The following is an 18,970-nucleotide window of genomic DNA, read 5'->3' on the forward strand; positions in this document are numbered from 1 at the left end:
TTTTATAAAAACAAACATTGACTTTGTCTTTTTTAACCCAAGCAACTTACAAAAAATACGCAAGAAATCTATCTGCTTTTATTGAACTTGAAAACAATAAATGTTATCAAAAAATTGTACCTTTGCATCTCAAAATTTTTGAACAAACTTTTAAACCAAAACTCTCATGGGAAAAGGATTTTTTAATGTACCAATCGCAACAAACGAACCTGTAAAGTCTTATGCTCCTGGATCTCCAGAGCGTGACGCCGTTTCAAAAGCTTACAAAACAATGTTTAACGGCATGATTGATGTACCAATGTATATTAACGGAAAAGATGTTACTACAGGAAATACCAGAACAATGTCTCCTCCACATGACCACCAACATGTTGTTGGAAGTTATCATCTTGCTGAAAAATCTCATGTTGAAGAAGCGATTTCAACAGCTCTTGAAGCTAGAAAATCTTGGTCGCAATTACCATGGGAACAACGCGCAGGCATCTTTTTAAAAGCTGCTGAATTAATTGCTGGACCTTACAGAGCAAAAATAAATGCTGCAACCATGATTGCGCAATCTAAAACTATACACCAAGCAGAAATAGACGCTTCTTGTGAGTTGATTGATTTTTTACGTTTTAATGTACAATTCATGACAGATATTTATCATGAACAACCTGAAAGCACAAGTGATGCATGGAACAGATTAGAGTATCGCCCTTTAGAAGGATTTGTATATGCCGTTACACCATTTAATTTTACTGCTATTGCTGGAAATTTACCTGCATGTATGGCAATGATGGGAAATGTAGTTGTATGGAAACCTAGCGATAGCCAAATCTATTCAGCTAAAATAATTATGGATGTTTTTAAAGAAGCTGGTGTACCTGATGGCGTAATTAACGTTGTATTTGGAGACCCAGTTATGATTACAGATACTGTTATGGACAGTCCAGATTTTTCAGGCTTACATTTTACAGGATCAACATACATATTTAAAGAACTTTGGAAAAAAATAGGAAACAATATTCATAACTATAAAACGTACCCAAGAATTGTAGGAGAAACTGGTGGAAAAGATTTTATTGTTGCCCATAAATCTGCGAATGCAAAACAAGTAGCTACTGCAATATCAAGAGGTGCTTTTGAATTTCAAGGTCAAAAATGTAGTGCTGCCTCTAGAGCTTATGTGCCATCAAACTTATGGGATGATGTTAAAAAACAAGTTATCGAAGATGTAAAGTCATTTAAAATGGGATCACCAGAAGACATGAGTAATTTTATTACTGCTGTTATACATGAAGGATCTTTTGATAAGCTTGCAAAATTTATTGACCAAGCAAAAGCTGATAATGATGCTGAGATAATTGTTGGAGGAAACTACAACAAGTCTAAAGGTTACTTTATAGAACCAACAGTTATTGTAACAAGCAACCCAAAATACACTACAATGTGCACAGAACTTTTTGGACCTGTAATTACTATTTATGTTTATGATGAAAACAACTTTTCTGAAACATTAAAACTGGTAGACCAAACTAGTGAGTATGCTCTAACTGGAGCCATTTTATCTACTGATAGATACGCAATACAAGAAGCAACAAACGCTTTACAAAACTGCGCAGGTAACTTCTATATTAATGACAAACCAACTGGAGCCGTTGTAGGTCAACAACCATTTGGTGGAGCAAGAGCTTCAGGTACAAATGACAAAGCTGGTAGTGCTCTTAATTTATTGCGTTGGGTATCCCCAAGAATGATTAAAGAAACATTTGTAACACCAACAGATTATCGTTATCCGTTTTTAGGATAAACTATACTAACACATAAAAAAGCCTCAAAACATTTGATTTGAGGCTTTTTTGATTTACAAAATATTCAAAATCAATTTTAGAAAAGCAAAACTTTGTATCTTTAGGAAACAAAATATGTGTCTTATGAAAAAGAAATACTTTTTACTTTTATTCCTTTGCCCCTTTTTAACCTTTTCTCAAATTGTAGAATTTGAATCAACTCGTATTGCAGATTTATCAAACTATACTGGAGCAACAAATTTTGCGGGCTTAGGTGAGTATGAAATATTCTTGGGTAATGATGGTGTACTAGACAAGCCAATAATAGTTATAGACGGTTTTGACCCAGGTGATGGCAGAACTATTTCTGGTCTCTATGATTTATTGGGCTATACAGATTCAAATGGTTCACAAAACCTTGCCGCCTTAGTAAGAGACGAAGGTTTTGATGTTGTAATCTTAAATTTTCCACAATATTTACGTCTAAGTGATAGTTCATTATTAAATATTGACAATGTTACAGATACTAACGGAGACATGATTATAGACGAAATAGACTATCCAGCCGGAAGCACTTTAATTGATGGAGGTGCAGACTTTATAGAACGAAATGCTATGTTACTTGTTGATTTAATCAATATGCTTAATGGACCTGTAGAAGAAGGAGGCAAAGTTGGTAATGAAGAGCTTGTTATAATTGGACCAAGTATGGGCGGATTAATCTCTCGTTATGGGTTAAATTATATGGAAAATGATACTGCAAATAATGGAGCAGCTCCTCATGAAACTAGATTATGGTTATCTTTTGATTCTCCACATCTAGGGGCTAATGTACCTTTAGGGTTTCAACATCAATTTAATTATCTTGCTTTTGGTCTTGGTGATGGTTTAAATGTAACCGCGCTACAGCCAGTAGTTAACGGTTTATTAAAATCTCCAGCTGCAAAACAACTGTTAGTCGATCATTTTGAATCACATCTTGTTGATGGTAATCCAGTAAATTTTGATTCAGCAAAACTATTACCAGAACCTCATCCTTATAGAACTGAGTTTTTAAATACAATTGGAGGCTATCCTCAAAACACAAGAAATGTTTCTATGATTAATGGTAGCGGTATTGGGAATCCATACAAATCAATAGCTAATACAGATGTCACCCCAGGATTTAGTGCTTTTAATGATACTTTTAATGTGCCAGACGCACCTTTACCTACTACTGCAGAAATAAAAATTAATCTAACACCAGCGTCTACAAATAACCCAAACGATGGCGGAGAACTTATTAGTAAAATAAAGGTAATATCTACGCTAATTATTGTTCCAATAACAGTTGTTGATGTTGAAGTTAATGCTAAAGCACATACTTACTCAGATGGTGTTGACGCTGCCTCTGGTGGTCTTTTTGATATAGGAGGTTTTACTGAAGACCTTGGTACAGAAGGTTTAATCGGTCAATTTATTAGCGCACTTACAATTGATAAGTTTTGTTTTATTCCATCTGTTAGCGGTATGGGTTTAGAGGTTAACAATAATGAAATTAATTGGTTTCATGATATAAATCTTGGTGCTCCAAGCAACAATAACGACGTGATAAACAACACGCCATTTGTCAATTGGTACATGCCTGATGAAAACGAAAATCATGTTGAACTAACTGAGGCTAATGTCGCTTTTGCATTAAGTGAAATTATGCCTGAAACATTATCAAATCAATCAATTGATAGTAATGATATATTTAAATTGGGCAAAAACCCTATAACAGACAACTTAGTGATTTTAAGTAACAACGCATATGAAAATGCATCTATTAATATTGTAGACTTCACAGGAAAATTAGTTTATTCTATTAAAGGTTTACCAATTTCTAACCGAACCATAATTCCTGTTAATTTAGAATCAGGAATGTATGTTTTAAACATTAAAACTAAAGACAACCTTAGTTATAAAACAAAACTAATTGTTAGATAAACTATAACTATTTATATAGGCTGAGTGTACAACTTAGCCTTTGTATTTAATTGGTAAATGAACAACTTTTTTAGTTTCAAAAAAATCTTCTTTATAGTAATCTGTTAGCTTATAAATTGTTGCCGATTTATAGGTCTCTAATTCCTCAGTAAGATCACCACCTTTTAAATACAAAACTCCGTTTTTTAATTCGTGGTTTTGCTTTTTTGCTATTTTTCCTTTTATCCAATGTACAAAAGTAGGCATTGCAGCTACAGCTCTACTTACAATAAAGTCATATTGTTCATTAATTTCTTCAACCCTTGTATGAGACGTTTTTACATTTGTAAGTCTTAAGCCTTCAACAACTTCATTTACAACTTTTAACTTTTTTGCTATACTGTCTACCAAATGAAATTGACAATCTGGAAACATAATAGCTAAAGGAATACCAGGAAAACCTCCACCTGTACCAACATCTATAATCTTAGAATTAGGCTTAAAAGAAATCACTTTTGCAATACCTAAAGAATGTAATACATGACGTAAATAAAGTTCATCTATATCTTTACGTGAAACAACATTTATTTTTAAATTCCAATCCTTATACAATTCTTCCAATTGCTTAAATTGATTTACTTGATTCTCAGATAAATCTGGAAAATAATGTTGTATTAACTGCATGTGTTTTAAATTTTCAACAAAAGTATACATTTTTATGTGGATATTTTTAGCATATTATTACCAATATCGCAGCATTTATTAATTATATTTGCCGCTTAATATGATATCTAATTATAAATCGTTATCATACTAAAACATAACTTCATGACAAAGCAAACTTTATCTTTTTCAAGAACTGACTCTGCAAAGTTTTTTAGAACATTAAACAAACGTGTTAATGCCTACTTTAAAGACAATAACATTAAAAAAACTGGAAACTGGAAATTATATATTAAAGCTATAGTAATGTTTACATTATTACTTGGTCCTTTGGTGTTATTATTGACAGTTAATTTACCAACTTGGCTACAAATTATCTGTATGATGATTATTGGAGTTGGAATGGCTGGTGTTGGAATGAACGTAATGCACGATGCAAATCATGGCTCTTTTTCTAGTAAAAAATGGGTAAACAAATTAATGGGAAGCAGTATACACATATTAGCTGGTAATGATTACAATTGGAAGGTGCAGCACAATGTTTTACACCATACGTATACAAATATTCAAGGGCACGATGAAGATATTGATGCTGGGAGAATTATTCGTTTCTCTAAACATTCTAAATGGCTAAAAATTCATCAATACCAAAAATATTACGCCTTTTTATTATATGGTTTATTAACTGTTAATTGGGCTATTACCACCGATTTTAAACAAACATACCTTTACCTAAAAAGAAAATTATCTTACGGTGAGTTTCCAAATCCTGCTACGCAATGGACAAAACTAATCATTGGTAAAATAGTCTATTATTCTATTTGGGTCGCTTTACCTATAATTTTAGGTTATGCTTGGTGGCAAGTTTTAATAGGCTTCCTAATTATGCATTACACAGCCGGAATTATATTAAGTGTTATTTTTCAGTTAGCACACGTAATGCCAAATACAGAAATGCCTGTACCAGACGAAAATGGTAATATGAAAAACACTTGGGCAATTCATCAATTATTTACCACTTCAAATTTCTCACCAAAAAGCTGGATAGTAGAATTTTATACGGGAGGTTTAAACAGACAGGTTGAGCATCATTTGTTTTCAAATATTAGTCATGTTCACTATAAAAAAATTGCAGAAATCGTTAAAGAAACAGCTAAAGAATTTAAATTACCTTATAACGAATACAATACCTTTTGGAAAGCAGTTTCTGAGCATTACAACCAACTAAAAGTTTTAGGTCAAAAACCAACTTTACAAGCTTAATCAGTATTTAATAGATGAATTTACTTTCAGATAGAGTTACAAAAATGTCTACGTCTGCCACATTAGCTATGGCAGCAAAAGCCAGAGAATTAAGAGCCGAAGGAAAAGACATTATAGGCTTAAGTTTAGGTGAACCTGATTTTAACACACCCGATTTTATTAAAGATGCTGCTAAACAAGCTATAGACGATAACTTTAATTCTTACACGCCAGTTGATGGCTATGTAGAACTTAAAGAAGCAATTATTACCAAGTTTAAAAGAGATAATAATCTTAATTATAATTTACCAGAAATTGTAGTGTCTACAGGTGCCAAACAAGCTTTAGCAAATGTAGCTGCTGTATTAATTAATAAAGGAGATGAAGTTATTTTACCTTGTCCTTATTGGGTAAGTTATAGCGATATTGTAAAGCTAAATGAAGGTGTTCCTGTAGAGGTTAAAACATCAATCGAAAACGATTTTAAATTGACGCCTCAACAATTAGAAGCTGCTATAACTCCAAAAACTAAAATGATTTGGTATAGTTCGCCTTGCAACCCAAGTGGTTCTGTTTATAGCAAAAAAGAATTACGTGCTTTAGCAAATGTTTTACAAAAATACCCAAATATCATCGTTGTTTCTGATGAAATTTACGAACATATAAATTTTATTGGAGGTCATGCAAGTATGGCTCAATTTAATGACATGTTTGAGCGTACTGTAACCGTAAATGGTGTGTCTAAAGCATTTGCCATGACTGGCTGGAGAATAGGTTATATTGGAGCTCCAAGCTGGATTGCCCGTGCATGTAACAAAATGCAAGGTCAAGTAACAAGTGGTGCAAATTGTATAGCGCAGCGCGCAGTAATAACAGCTTTAAATGCTTCACCGACTAAAGTGCAATATATGATCGATGAATTTAAAGTAAGACGAGAACTTATCTTGAATTTATTAAATGATATAGAAGGTTTTAAAACCAATGTACCAGAAGGTGCTTTTTATGTATTCCCAGATATCACACATTATTTCGGAAAAACATTAAGAGGAAAAACAATACAAAATGCAACAGATTTCTCTATGTACTTATTAGAAGAAGCTTTAGTAGCAACAGTAACTGGCGACGCTTTTGGCAACCCAGATTGTATACGTATTTCTTATGCTGCATCTCAAAAACAAATTATTGAAGCTATAAAGCGTATAAAAGAAGTTGTTAGCTAAACTAACCCAAACACGCATTAAAAAGCCACTACAATTAGTGGCTTTTTCTTTACTAGCAAGTAACTATTTAACTAGCTCTTAGTAAGTGAGAAAATTATTATTCAAAAATGTAAAAGATAGTTTGAGTTTAACTCAATAAAATCAGTTAAAAAGGCCTGTCTATAAAGTAGCTTATAAAATTACTACTAAGGCAATTACAAAAACAGACAGTTTTAAAACAGTTTCAATGCTTGAAGTGATATTATATTGTCTACTCTTAATATGCTGTCTAATACCAAAAACAGATGTTGAATTTAATGTATTGTAATTACGTTTTACAATACTTTTGTAGTTTGAATTTAATAAGCCTTCTGGCTTGCTAATGTCTTTAATAAATACCTGTTTGGGTAATGGCTCTAAATCTTGTGATGTTAATACTAATTCCATGATGATTAATTTAATTGGTTATACAAGTATGACGTGCAATTAAATAAAATGTTACAACTCGTATTCGTTTAAACAACTAAAAATCAAAGATTAAAATTGAGAAACACCTATAAATATTAATAAATCGAGATACTGAAAATATTTAAAAATATTTTTAAAATAGATAATGAAAATTATCTATTTCTCCAGAAAAAAGGGGTTAAAAGAATCAATACTGTAAATAGTTCTAAACGACCAATAAGCATTAAAAAAGCTGCCCACCATTTACCTAAACTTGGTAGTGCTGCATAATTATCTACTGGTCCAAAATTCCCAAGTGCTGGCCCTACGTTTCCTAAACTAGACGCAGACAATCCTATTGCAGATGTAAAATCAATTTGAAACATAGAAAACACAAGTGCACCTATAATAAATGAAAGCATATATAGAATAAAGAAACCTAGAATATTAAATACAATATCTCCAGATATAGACTTTCTATTATATCTCACAGGTAATATTGCATTAGGATGCAAAGCACGTTTAAACTCTAAAAATCCATTTTTAATCAGTATCAAATGTCTGACAATTTTCACACCTCCAGATGTACTACCAGCTGATCCACCAAGAAACATTATACCAAAAAAGAATACCATTAAAAAAGGGGTCCATAAGGTATAATCTGCAGTTATAAAACCAGTAGTTGTAACTACAGATAATACTTGAAACAACCCATGTCTAAATGAGCTTTCTGCTTTTCCTAAAACCATTGGGTGTGCTATTGAAGACGCAGATGCATCAGCTTTAAAGTATATAATTAGAGCTGCAAGTACAGTAAAAATAGCTATAAATTTAAAGTACAACTTAAACTCTTCGTCTTTAACTATTTTTTGAACTTTTCCTTTAAACGCAAAATAACTTAACACAAAATTTGTTCCTGCTAAAAACATAAATACAATAACAATGTATTGTATTATGGGTTTATTATTCCAAAAAGCTAAACTATCATTTTTTGTTGAAAATCCTCCAGTAGACAAAGTAGACATTGAATGATTAATAGCATCAAAGAAAGACATTCCCGCAAGGTTTAACAAAATAGTTTCTGCTGCTGTGTAACCAAAATAAATAAGCCATAAACGCTTGGCTGTATCTGTAATTCTAGGATGCAATTTGTCTGCATTAGGTCCTGGAGCCTCAGCAGCAAATAATTGCATTCCACCAATCCCTAATAGTGGCAAAATAGCTATTGCAAGCACAATAATTCCCATACCACCAATCCAATGTGTAATACTTCTCCAAAATAAAACTCCTTTTGGTACAGCTTCAATATTGTCTAAAATTGTTGCTCCTGTTGTGGTGTAACCAGACATGGTTTCAAAAAAAGCATTTGTGAAATTTGGTATAGATTCGGTTAACAGATAAGGCAAGGTTCCTGACAAGGCCATAACTACCCAACCAAAAGTAACAACAATATAACCTTCACGTTTGTTTAGTTCTTTTCGGTGATTTCTTGTGCCAATCATCAAAAAAACTCCAACAAGAAGTATAAAAACACCAGACAGAAACAATTTTAATGTTACTCCATCTTTATAGATTAAGCTTATTAGAGAAGATAATAACATAAAGCCTCCATTAAATAATAGCAGCAATCCAAAAAAATGAAAAATGATTTTAAAATTAAGTTTCATATACTAGTTAAAAGAAAAACTTTTCTACTTTAGAAATTGATCTTGGCAAACTACAAACTACTACTTTATCTCCTACTTCAACCTGAAAATCGCCTAAAGGTATAATTCCTTTTTCGTCTCTTATAACACCACCAATAATTGCAGAACGCGGAAAATCTAAATCTTTAATTCTCTTTCGAGTAATTTTTGATTTCGAGGTAACTTCAAATTCTAACAACTCAGCATTCATATTACTAAGCTTTGTCATTGCTACCACTTTTCCTTTTCTTATATATCTAAAAATATTGTTTGCAGCTAGTAGTTTTTTATTAATTAAGGTATCTATACCAATAGAATGTGATAATTGGTAATAATCCATGTTTTCAACCAAAGCAATGGTTTTTTTCACACCTTTAGATTTTGCTACCAGGCATGACATAATGTTGGTTTCAGAGTTTCCTGTTACAGAAATAAAAGCATCCATTTCATTAATATTCTCTTCTTCAAGAAGATCAACATTTCTACCATCTCCATTAATAACTAAAGCGTTTGGTAAATCATCTGCCAAATCAAAAGCTGTTTCTTTATCATTCTCAATGAGTTTTACATTAAACTTATTTTCGCATAAATCTGAAGCTGTTTTTTGTCCAATATTACTACCTCCAAGAATCATTACATTTTTAACTTCAGCTTTAATTTTACCAGACAACTCTATAAGCTCATCATCACCTCCTTTTGAAGTCATGAAAACCACCTTATCACCTTCTTTAAATTGCGTATCGCCTCGAGGAATAATTGTATACTGAGTCCCGAAACGCTGTATTGCTATAGGCACAAAATGAAGTTCTGGAAACACTTGAGCAGCTTCTCTAACTGTTTTATCTATAAAAGTTGCTGTTCTAGATAAGCGCAAACTTAACATGGTTAACGCTCCTTTTTCAAACTCATAACTATCGTTAAAACCATATTGATTAAGCAATAATTCTATTTCTGAAGCAGCTAATAACTCTGGAGAAATTAATTCATCAATACCAAACTTGGTAAATCCTACTTCATCTTTTTGATCTATAAACTCAGAGTTAGAAATTCTGGCTATAGTTCGTTTTGCTCCAAGTTGTTTAGCAAGTACACAAGCTGTAATATTTGTAGTTTCTGAAGATGTTACTGCTATAAACAGTTCGGCAGTATTTATTCTTGCTTCTTTTAAAATAGCAATTGATGTTACATCACCTCGTATTACTCTAATATCTAAATGATCGTTTGCATAACTCAAACTCTCTTTATTAATATCTATGAGTGTAATTTCTTGAGACTCGTAAGACAATAATTTTGCCAAATGAAATCCAACTTCACCAGCTCCAGCAATGATTATTTTCATGTGTTTATATCTATTGTTTTTTTAACGGTCACATGCTGTTCGCAGTTAATATTCCTCATAAAAAAAGAAAAAAATTTAACATGCTCGTTTCATCTATAAATTTATTCAAAAAACATACAAATATACTACAATTATATATGAATGCTTAAGTTTAGATTTGAATATAATAAGTACACTACTAATTATATAAAACTAATCGATTGTCATATATTTGCCAAAAAAATAATGGCTTCAAAAGTTACTCCATATAAAGATAGCGATTTAAACAAAAAGCAACAAGTCACTCAAATGTTTGATAACATTTCTAAAGAGTATGACGGTTTAAATCGTGTTATTTCTTTTGGCATAGATATTAAATGGCGCAATAAGGTTGTAGACATTGTAACTAAAACAAAACCAGAAACCATTTTAGATATTGCTACAGGAACAGGTGATTTAGCTATTAGCTTAATAAAAACTAATGCCAAAGCAATTACTGGGCTAGACATTAGCGATGGTATGCTTGAAGTTGGTAGACAAAAGATTGCTAAAAAAAACCTAGACCATGTTATAAAAATGGTTATTGGAGATTCTGAAAATCTGCCTTTTGAAGATAACACTTTTGATGCTATAACCGTAGCTTTTGGAGTACGTAACTTTGAGAATTTAGAAAAAGGACTTTCAGAAATACATAGAGTATTAAAACCTAACGGAATTTTTGTTATTTTAGAGACCTCTGTACCAACAAAAACACCATTTAAACAAGGTTATACTATGTATACTAAATACATTTTACCAACAATTGGTAGGTTGTTTTCTAAAGATAAGAGTGCTTATCAGTACCTTAGTGATTCTGCTTCTGTTTTTCCTTTTGGCGAAGCTTTAAACAATATTTTAAGAAAAATTGGGTTTAATAACGTTGAAGACAAACCACAAACATTTGGCGTTGCAACAATTTATGCAGCTTATAAATAGTTTTTATGAAAAAAATACTTTTTGCTTTAACCTTATTAATTATAACACAAAGTGCTTCTGCTCAACTTTTTAGTAAGGAAAAAATAAAGAATAATGAAAATTTTGATAAAGCGCGTTTATCTTGGGGTTTTTTTCTGGGATTAAACAACTATGATTTTCAGTTTACATACAAACAAGATTTAGAAGACATATTAGTTGAAACTACTTCTGGATTTAATGTAGGTTTAATTTCTGATCTAAGACTTAACGAATACTTAAATTTAAGATTCGAACCAGGTTTGTTTATCACACAAAGAAATATACAGTATAGTGAAAGTTATTTTAATGGCATTGAACATAACGATTCTGATTTGCTTAGAGAGGTAAAATCTACATACGTCCATTTTCCATTACTTTTAAAAGTATCTACAAAACGTTTTAATAATTTTAAACCGTTTATTGTTGGTGGTTTCTCTACAGCATTAAACTTATCTAGTAATCAAGAAAACCCTGATGATAATAGTGTTGGCCAATTTAGAACCAAAAAAAACATGGTGTTTTATGAACTTGGTTTTGGTATAGATTTCTATTTATACTGGTTTAAGTTTACGCCTTCAATACGTGGTGTATTTGCTTTAAACGACGAGATTGTAAAAGATGTCGACCCTAATAGTCCCTGGACAAGTAATGTTAATACCATGAAAACAAGAGGCTTCTTTATAAACTTTACATTTCAGTAAAACCTCTTTTAAATTCACTTAATGCAATTGCTGTAGCTGTAGCTACATTTAAACTTTCTGTTGCTTGAGTATCTCCAAATCTTGGAATACTTATTCTTTTATCAATAACAGCCTCTACAGATTCTGAAATCCCATTAGCCTCGTTTCCTAAAATTATTACACCTTGCTTTGGCAAATTTTGAATATAGATATTTTTGCCATTCATGAAGGTCCCAAATGTTTCAACTTTTATTTCTTTTAAAAACTGTGGCAAATCTAAGTAACTAATATTGACTCTACTTAACGAGCCCATGGTTGCTTGCACAACTTTTGGGTTATAACAATCTACTGTTGCTGAGTTACAAACTAAATCTTTAATACCAAACCAATCACACAACCTTATAATTGTTCCTAAATTACCTGGATCCCTAACATTATCTAAAGCTACAACTAAAACGTTTTCATTAATTGGTTTAAGTTTTGGCATTTTAAAAATAGCCAACGCTGTATTAGGCGTTTTTAAACTACTTATCTTTTTTAATTCTTGATTAGACACCAAGATTGCTTCTACATTAAATACATTTTCAACGCTAAAGAGTTGATGTAACTCAAAACTAGAATTTAAAAATTCTTTTATTCCTTTTAAACCCTCAACAATAAAGAGTTGATGTTGAGTTCTAAACTTTTTTTGACTTAAACTTGCAATTAATTTTATATGACTCTTTGTTAACATTAAAATGTATTTACTTTTGTTATGTGTAAAATGCATTACAAAGTAATACTTTTTTGGACTAATTTTTGTTATGAAACGAGCATATTAGTTTTATCACTTAAAAAGAAAAAATAATAGCGAACAGCATGTGACCGATTTAATAAAATAATAAAGACACATGACATAACAACTTAAAAAATGTAAATTTGAATTGATTACATATTTAATAATTATTGATTGAAAAACGCACTCTATAACATAACACTAATTGTACTAGTTTCAGGATTAATATCGTCCTGTAATGTTATGAAACGTGTCGCTAAAAATGATTATTTACTTACAGATAATGAAGTTTTAGTAAATAACAAAAAAGATAATAGCGAAACCGTAAGTGATCAAATCAATCAAAAACCTAACGGCAAATTATTAGGATTTCCGCTCAGACTTCACATTTATAATCTAGCTAGACCTAATATTGATTCGATTCTTAAAGCAAAAATTTATGATAACCCAAGAAAAGTATCATGGAAAACAAAACTGCTTTCAAAAAAACAATTAAATAAAGATTTAGAATCAAGAAAAGGTATAAATAAATGGTTAAAAAAAACCGGTGAAGCTCCAGTAATTGTTAATGAAGAAAAAACAAAAAAAACAACAGAAAACTTAAGAAAATACTTTTTCGCTAAAGGCTGGTTTGATGTAAAAACATCTTATAACATTGATAAAACAGAAAACCAAAGAGCATCAATAACATATAATATAGTTACAGGTCAACCACATACATTAGATTCTATAACTGAACAAATAGAATCTCCAATTATTAATTCATTATACCAACAACAATTAAAACAGAACTCTTTACTAAAAAAAGGAGAACAGTATGATGCCTCAAACTTTAAAAATGAACGTGACAGACTAACCTCATCGTTAAGAAACTCTGGTTTATACTATTTTGATCAAGACTATATTTCTTTTAATATAGACACTATAAATGCTACTAAAAAAGTAAACACTGAACTTTTAATAAAAAACAGAGCCATAAGAAACGGAGATTCTACAGTTAGAAAACCTTTCAAGATTTATAAAATAAAAAATGTAAACATTTATACAGACTATCAAAACCGAGGTTCAAAGATTAAAGACTCTACAACATATAATAATTTTAACTTGTACAGTTTTAATAAACTAAACTACAGACCTAAGGCATTAACCGATGCTGTTTTTATTAGCAAAGGTGAGGTTTTTAAAGATATAGATAGAACAAGAACTTATAGGTATTTAAGTGAGTTGCAAGCATTTAGATACCCAAGTATAACTTATGTCGAAAACAAAAATGACACAACACTAACTGCAAATATTTTTCTTGTACCAAAAAAGAAATACGATTTAGGTTTTGATTTTGATGTAACACAAAGTAATATTCAAACCTTAGGGTTTTCATTTAGAACAGGCTTAATAATTAGAAACATTTTTAGAGGTGCAGAAAATTTAGAAATTTCAGTTTTAGGAGCCATTGGGGCATCTAAAGACGCATCTGAAACTAAAGATGCTTTTTTTGATATTAATGAGCTTGGAGCTGATTTAAAGTTAACAATTCCTAGAATTTTCTCTCCATTTAATACAGATAAAATTATACCAAAATACATGTCTCCAACAACACGAATTAGTTTGGGAGCTACAAGCCAGAAAAATATAGGTTTAGACAAACAAACCATTAATGGTCTTTTTAATTACAAATGGAATCCTTCTACTAAAATCACAAATAATTTTGGTTTATTTAATATTCAATTTATTAAAAACGTGAATTCTGCAAATTATTTTAATGTTTACAACAGTTCGTATGATTCACTAAATAGCATTGCTCAAAACATTGGCTATACTACTTCTGGTTTAAGCATCCCTGAAGGTACAAATGCTTTTATAAATGATGTCTTTTCAGGAAACACAACAATTACTCCAGAAAGCGATGATTTTTCAACCATTTTAAGTATCTCAGAAAGGCAATTTAGACTCACACAAGACAATTTAATATTTGCGTCTAACTTTACATTTTCTAAAAACAATCGAGAAAACTTATATGACGAAAACTTCTCTCTTTTTAAAACAAAACTAGAACTTGCAGGTAATTTATTTTCTGCTTTAGCCAAACCTTTAAACTTTAAAAAGAATGACACAGGTAATTATCAAATTTTTGGAGTTGAATATTCACAATATGTTAAAGCTGAAGTTGATTATGTTAAACATTGGAGTTTAGGTGGCACAACCAATAACGTATTAGCATTAAGAACTTTTGGCGGTATTGCAATCCCTTTCGGAAATTCAAAAAACATCCCTTTTTCTAAAAGTTATTATGGTGGCGGAGCTAACGATAATAGAGCTTGGGAAGCTTACAAACTAGGCCCTGGAAAATCCCAAAGCATTTTAGATTTTAATGAAGCAAATTTAAAATTGGCATTAAATGTGGAGTACCGATTTGATTTAGCAGGTAAATTTAAAGGCGCTTTATTTGCAGACACAGGAAATATTTGGAATGTGTTTGATAATATTGGAACTGATGATACAGAATTTAAAGGCATATCATCATTAAAAGATATTGCTATAGGCTCAGGTTTTGGTTTACGTTATGACTTTAGCTTTTTTGTACTTCGAGGCGATATTGGTTTTAAAACCTACGAGCCATCACGAGGTTTAGGTAATCGTTGGTTCAAAAATTACAATTTTGCAAATGCAGTATACAACATTGGCCTTAACTACCCCTTTTAAAGCTTAAATCAACATTTTTAAACCTATATTGTTTTCGTAGTTTTGTAGTTTAACTTCAGTTAAAAATGGCAAGTATATAATCAAAAATTGATTACTTTTGATTTTAGAATTTTAATTAAAAAACATCATGAATCATAGCATAAAACCAGGAGTTGCAACAGGAAAAGAAGTTCAAGACATTTTTAGTCTTGCAAAAGAAAAAGGATTTGCCTTACCAGCAGTTAACGTCATTGGTTCTAACAGTATAAATGGCGTATTAGAAACTGCAGCAGAATTAAACTCTCCAGTAATTATTCAGTTTTCAAACGGTGGCGCAGCCTTTAATGCAGGAAAAGGGCTAAGCAACGAAAACCAAAAAGCAGCTATTGCAGGCTCTATAGCCGGAGCAAAACATGTACATCAAATGGCAGAAGCTTATGGCGTTCCAGTTATTTTACATACAGATCATTGTGCAAAAAAATTATTGCCATGGATTGATGGTTTACTAGATGCAAGTGAAAAGCATTTTGCAGACACTGGTAAGCCTTTATACAGCTCTCATATGATAGATTTGAGTGAAGAACCTATTGAAGAAAACATAGAAATCTGCAAACAATACCTATCACGTATGAGTAAAATGGGTATGACACTAGAAATAGAATTAGGTATAACTGGTGGTGAAGAAGATGGTGTAGACAATACAGATGTAGACGATTCTAAACTATACACACAACCAGAAGAAGTTGCTTACGCTTATGAAGAATTAAGTAAAATTAGCTCACAATTTACAATTGCAGCTGCTTTTGGCAATGTTCATGGTGTTTATAAACCTGGCAATGTAAAGCTCACACCAAAGATTCTTAAAAATTCTCAAGAGTTTTTATCTAAAAAACACAATCTACCTCATAACCATATCGATTTTGTTTTCCATGGTGGTTCTGGCTCAACTATCGAAGAAATTAGAGAAGCTATTGGTTACGGCGTTATTAAAATGAACATTGATACAGACATGCAGTATGCATTTATGAGTGGAGTTCGTGATTACATGGGCGAAAAAGAAGCCTACTTAAAATCTCAAATTGGAAACCCAGATGGTGATGATGTTCCAAATAAAAAGTATTATGATCCAAGAAAATGGTTGCGTGAAGGAGAAAATGCTTTTGTAACACGCTTAAAAAAGGCCTTTGAAGACTTAAATAATGTAAATACACTTTAAAATAAAAACATTAATTTTGCCTAAGATTTAGGTTTTTAATAAAATCTAAAAAATACAATCTAAAATCGGAAATCGATATGTCTTGGTTTAAAAGAAAAGATAAAGGAATACAAACGTCAACAGAAGAAAAAAAAGACACTCCCAAAGGTCTTTGGTATAAGTCTCCAACTGGAAAAGTAGTAGACACTAAAGAATTAGAACAAAACTATTATGTAAGTCCAGAAGACGGATATCATGTTAGAATTGGAAGTAAAGAATATTTTGAAATTCTTTTTGACGATAATAAATTTAAAGAGTTAGATGCTGGTTTAAGCTCAAAAGACCCTTTAAAATTTGAGGACACAAAAAAATACCCAGACCGTTTAAAAGCTGCACAAGAAAAAACAAATCTTACAGATGCTGTTAGAACTGCCGTTGGTAAATCTAAAGGTAACGATTTAGTAATTGCCTGTATGGATTTTAGCTTTATTGGTGGCTCTATGGGTTCTGTTGTAGGAGAAAAAATTGCTCGTGCTGCAGATTATGCGCTAAAGAAAAAAATTCCATTTATGATTATTTCAAAATCAGGTGGAGCGCGTATGATGGAAGCTGCATTATCCTTAATGCAATTAGCAAAAACATCAGTAAAACTTGCACAATTGGCAGACGCCAAAGTCCCTTACATTTCATTATGTACAGACCCAACAACTGGAGGAACAACAGCTTCTTTTGCTATGCTAGGCGATATTAATATTAGTGAACCTGGAGCATTAATTGGTTTTGCTGGCCCAAGGATTGTAAGAGATACAACTGGAAAAGAATTACCTGAAGGTTTTCAAACATCAGAGTTTTTATTAGAACATGGGTTTTTAGATTTTATTACTCATAGAAAACATTTAAAAGATAAAGTAAATCAATACATCGATTTAATCTCAAACCAACCGTTAAGAGCATAAATAAAAAAGGCGAGCCAATTGGCTCGCCTTTTTTATTTCATATCCATAACTTAGTTCAAAGTTACATCAATCATAGTTCCATTGTTAAATGTAAATGTTGCTTGATTATCACAATCGCCATTACCATAATCAAAAGTACCTCCAAAATTTGTACGCTGTACATCTACACTTCCGCTAACAAAATAAAAGCATATTACTTCGCGTCGCAAAGGAATCACTACATCGTAAGTATGTGTGTTTCCATTTACAAATGTGGTTGTCCAATTTCCTGTAATTTCAAATACATTATCACTAAAAATTCCACTCTGAAAACCTTCTACCCATTCTCTAATTTTCAAACCTTCCCTAGAAGCTTCTGCGCCATTTGGCCATATTATCGTTAAATCTAATGTGTGCGTAAATTGAGGATTTCCATTATCATTAGATAATTGCTTAAATAGAGTTTTACTTCCTATTACATTTTTAGCATCAAAATAAAAATCTACCAAAGCATAGCTTATTAATACTTCTTGAGCTTCCGGATTTCTTGTATAAGAAAATACTATTTGCCCTTTTAGCAAATGATTATACACCATACAGCCTTCTGTTCCAAAATCGACCGTTACTTCTCTAAATCCTTGTTGAGCAACAACAGTTATTGTAACACATTCTGGCAAACCAGATATTGTATTACTTGCATTTCTGTCTTCTACATTAGATTCTTCGTTTTCATAAACATTAATAATAACATCACCAACTACAATTGCTGCAGCATCAACTTCTGAAGATAATTCAACTTCAGAAATCTCTAAACTTTGTTCATCAGAATCTACAGATTCTTCATCACTACAACTTGTAAATGTTAACCCTAAAACTATAAATGATAACATTAATACTATACTAGCACCAATCTTAGCGATGTTTTTGTGTTTGTTTCTAAGTAAATTCATAACTCATTTTTTATTGTTAATATAATGTTAAGACCAAAATCTTGCTTAAAGGTTTAAAATGAGTCATCAAAAAACTTAAAACTAAGCTTCAAAATAGTTGCAAATCATAAAAAATAACTATATTTGCCGATCGAAAGAAAAACTTTCGTGTACATAAAAATCATTTACAAAAATATTAGCATGTATTTAGACAAAAAAGAAAAAGAGGCAATCTTTAAAAAACATGGTAAAGATGCAAAGAACACAGGTTCTGCTGAAGGGCAAATTGCATTATTTACTTACAGAATTAATCACTTAACTGAACACTTAAAACAAAATCGTAAAGATTTTAATACTGAGCGCTCACTAGTAAAGTTAGTAGGTAAAAGAAGAAGTTTACTTGACTACTTAACTAAAAAAGATATCTTAAGATATCGTGCGATAGTTAAAGAATTAGGATTAAGAAAATAATAATAAAGAGAGGCTTCGCGCCTCTTTTTTGTTTTATATA

Annotated in this window: 16 protein-coding genes; 10 read left to right on the forward strand and 6 right to left on the reverse strand. The window is 31.3% G+C overall.

Annotation, left to right across the window (positions count from 1 at the left end):
- Positions 1 to 166: 166 nt before the first annotated feature.
- Positions 167 to 1,792, forward strand: coding sequence for an L-glutamate gamma-semialdehyde dehydrogenase (gene pruA, locus BXY80_RS02050; RefSeq protein WP_120199553.1), 1,626 nt, complete (start codon positions 167 to 169; stop codon positions 1,790 to 1,792).
- Between the two features lie 124 nt (positions 1,793 to 1,916).
- Positions 1,917 to 3,740, forward strand: a complete 1,824-nt coding sequence (locus tag BXY80_RS02055) for a T9SS type A sorting domain-containing protein (protein WP_162843259.1) — start codon at positions 1,917 to 1,919, stop codon at positions 3,738 to 3,740.
- 33 nt (positions 3,741 to 3,773) lie between these two features.
- On the opposite strand, the gene rsmG is transcribed toward BXY80_RS02055, so the two are convergent.
- Positions 3,774 to 4,403 (reverse strand): 16S rRNA (guanine(527)-N(7))-methyltransferase RsmG, encoded by a 630-nt coding sequence (gene rsmG, locus BXY80_RS02060; RefSeq protein ID WP_120199555.1) that lies wholly within the window; start codon positions 4,401 to 4,403, stop codon positions 3,774 to 3,776.
- 144 nt (positions 4,404 to 4,547) lie between these two features.
- Between rsmG and BXY80_RS02065 the strand changes: the two genes are divergently transcribed.
- Positions 4,548 to 5,645, forward strand: coding sequence for a fatty acid desaturase family protein (locus BXY80_RS02065; RefSeq protein WP_120199556.1), 1,098 nt, complete (start codon positions 4,548 to 4,550; stop codon positions 5,643 to 5,645).
- Positions 5,646 to 5,659: 14 nt separating this feature from the next.
- Positions 5,660 to 6,844: a pyridoxal phosphate-dependent aminotransferase gene (locus tag BXY80_RS02070; RefSeq protein ID WP_120199557.1), complete on the forward strand. Its 1,185-nt coding sequence runs from the start codon at positions 5,660 to 5,662 to the stop codon at positions 6,842 to 6,844.
- 171 nt (positions 6,845 to 7,015) lie between these two features.
- Here BXY80_RS02070 and BXY80_RS02075 read toward each other — a convergent pair whose 3' ends face one another.
- The 3 genes from BXY80_RS02075 to trkA all read right to left on the reverse strand — a co-directional run bounded on the left by BXY80_RS02075 (position 7,016) and on the right by trkA (position 10,294).
- Positions 7,016 to 7,270 (reverse strand): hypothetical protein, encoded by a 255-nt coding sequence (locus BXY80_RS02075; RefSeq protein ID WP_120199558.1) that lies wholly within the window; start codon positions 7,268 to 7,270, stop codon positions 7,016 to 7,018.
- A 173-nt stretch (positions 7,271 to 7,443) separates the two neighbouring features.
- Positions 7,444 to 8,937, reverse strand: a complete 1,494-nt coding sequence (locus BXY80_RS02080; RefSeq protein ID WP_120199559.1) for a TrkH family potassium uptake protein — start codon at positions 8,935 to 8,937, stop codon at positions 7,444 to 7,446.
- 7 nt (positions 8,938 to 8,944) lie between these two features.
- Positions 8,945 to 10,294, reverse strand: coding sequence for a Trk system potassium transporter TrkA (trkA, locus tag BXY80_RS02085; RefSeq protein ID WP_120199560.1), 1,350 nt, complete (start codon positions 10,292 to 10,294; stop codon positions 8,945 to 8,947).
- A gap of 225 nt (positions 10,295 to 10,519) precedes the next feature.
- Here trkA and ubiE point away from each other — a divergent pair, with 225 nt between their 5' ends.
- Positions 10,520 to 11,248, forward strand: coding sequence for a bifunctional demethylmenaquinone methyltransferase/2-methoxy-6-polyprenyl-1,4-benzoquinol methylase UbiE (ubiE, locus tag BXY80_RS02090; protein WP_120199561.1), 729 nt, complete (start codon positions 10,520 to 10,522; stop codon positions 11,246 to 11,248).
- Between the two features lie 5 nt (positions 11,249 to 11,253).
- Positions 11,254 to 11,967 (forward strand): type IX secretion/gliding motility protein PorT/SprT, encoded by a 714-nt coding sequence (gene porT / locus BXY80_RS02095; RefSeq protein ID WP_120199562.1) that lies wholly within the window; start codon positions 11,254 to 11,256, stop codon positions 11,965 to 11,967.
- On the opposite strand, the gene BXY80_RS02100 is transcribed toward porT, so the two are convergent.
- Complete coding sequence (locus BXY80_RS02100) at positions 11,954 to 12,679, reverse strand: TrmH family RNA methyltransferase (RefSeq protein WP_120200325.1); 726 nt, start codon at positions 12,677 to 12,679, stop codon at positions 11,954 to 11,956. The two genes, porT and BXY80_RS02100, sit on opposite strands and share 14 nt — an antisense overlap.
- Before the next feature lie 216 nt (positions 12,680 to 12,895).
- Between BXY80_RS02100 and tamL the strand changes: the two genes are divergently transcribed.
- The 3 genes from tamL (at position 12,896) to accD (ending at position 17,551) form a co-directional block, all read left to right on the forward strand.
- A complete protein-coding gene (gene tamL, locus BXY80_RS02105) occupies positions 12,896 to 15,421 on the forward strand; it encodes a translocation and assembly module lipoprotein TamL (protein ID WP_317124925.1) in 2,526 nt (841 codons plus the stop codon).
- Between the two features lie 127 nt (positions 15,422 to 15,548).
- On the forward strand, positions 15,549 to 16,616 hold the full coding sequence (gene fbaA, locus BXY80_RS02110; RefSeq protein WP_120199564.1) for a class II fructose-bisphosphate aldolase: 1,068 nt from the start codon (positions 15,549 to 15,551) through the stop codon (positions 16,614 to 16,616).
- 77 nt (positions 16,617 to 16,693) lie between these two features.
- Positions 16,694 to 17,551: an acetyl-CoA carboxylase, carboxyltransferase subunit beta gene (gene accD / locus BXY80_RS02115; protein WP_120199565.1), complete on the forward strand. Its 858-nt coding sequence runs from the start codon at positions 16,694 to 16,696 to the stop codon at positions 17,549 to 17,551.
- Between the two features lie 50 nt (positions 17,552 to 17,601).
- Here the strand turns inward: accD and BXY80_RS02120 are convergent, their stop codons facing one another.
- On the reverse strand, positions 17,602 to 18,480 hold the full coding sequence (locus BXY80_RS02120) for a hypothetical protein (protein ID WP_245977141.1): 879 nt from the start codon (positions 18,478 to 18,480) through the stop codon (positions 17,602 to 17,604).
- Between the two features lie 180 nt (positions 18,481 to 18,660).
- Here BXY80_RS02120 and rpsO point away from each other — a divergent pair, with 180 nt between their 5' ends.
- Positions 18,661 to 18,930, forward strand: coding sequence for a 30S ribosomal protein S15 (gene rpsO / locus BXY80_RS02125; RefSeq protein WP_120199566.1), 270 nt, complete (start codon positions 18,661 to 18,663; stop codon positions 18,928 to 18,930).
- Positions 18,931 to 18,970 lie beyond the last annotated feature (40 nt).

Source organism: Ichthyenterobacterium magnum (genome assembly GCF_003610635.1).
Taxonomy (GTDB): Bacteria; Bacteroidota; Bacteroidia; order Flavobacteriales; family Flavobacteriaceae; genus Ichthyenterobacterium; species Ichthyenterobacterium magnum.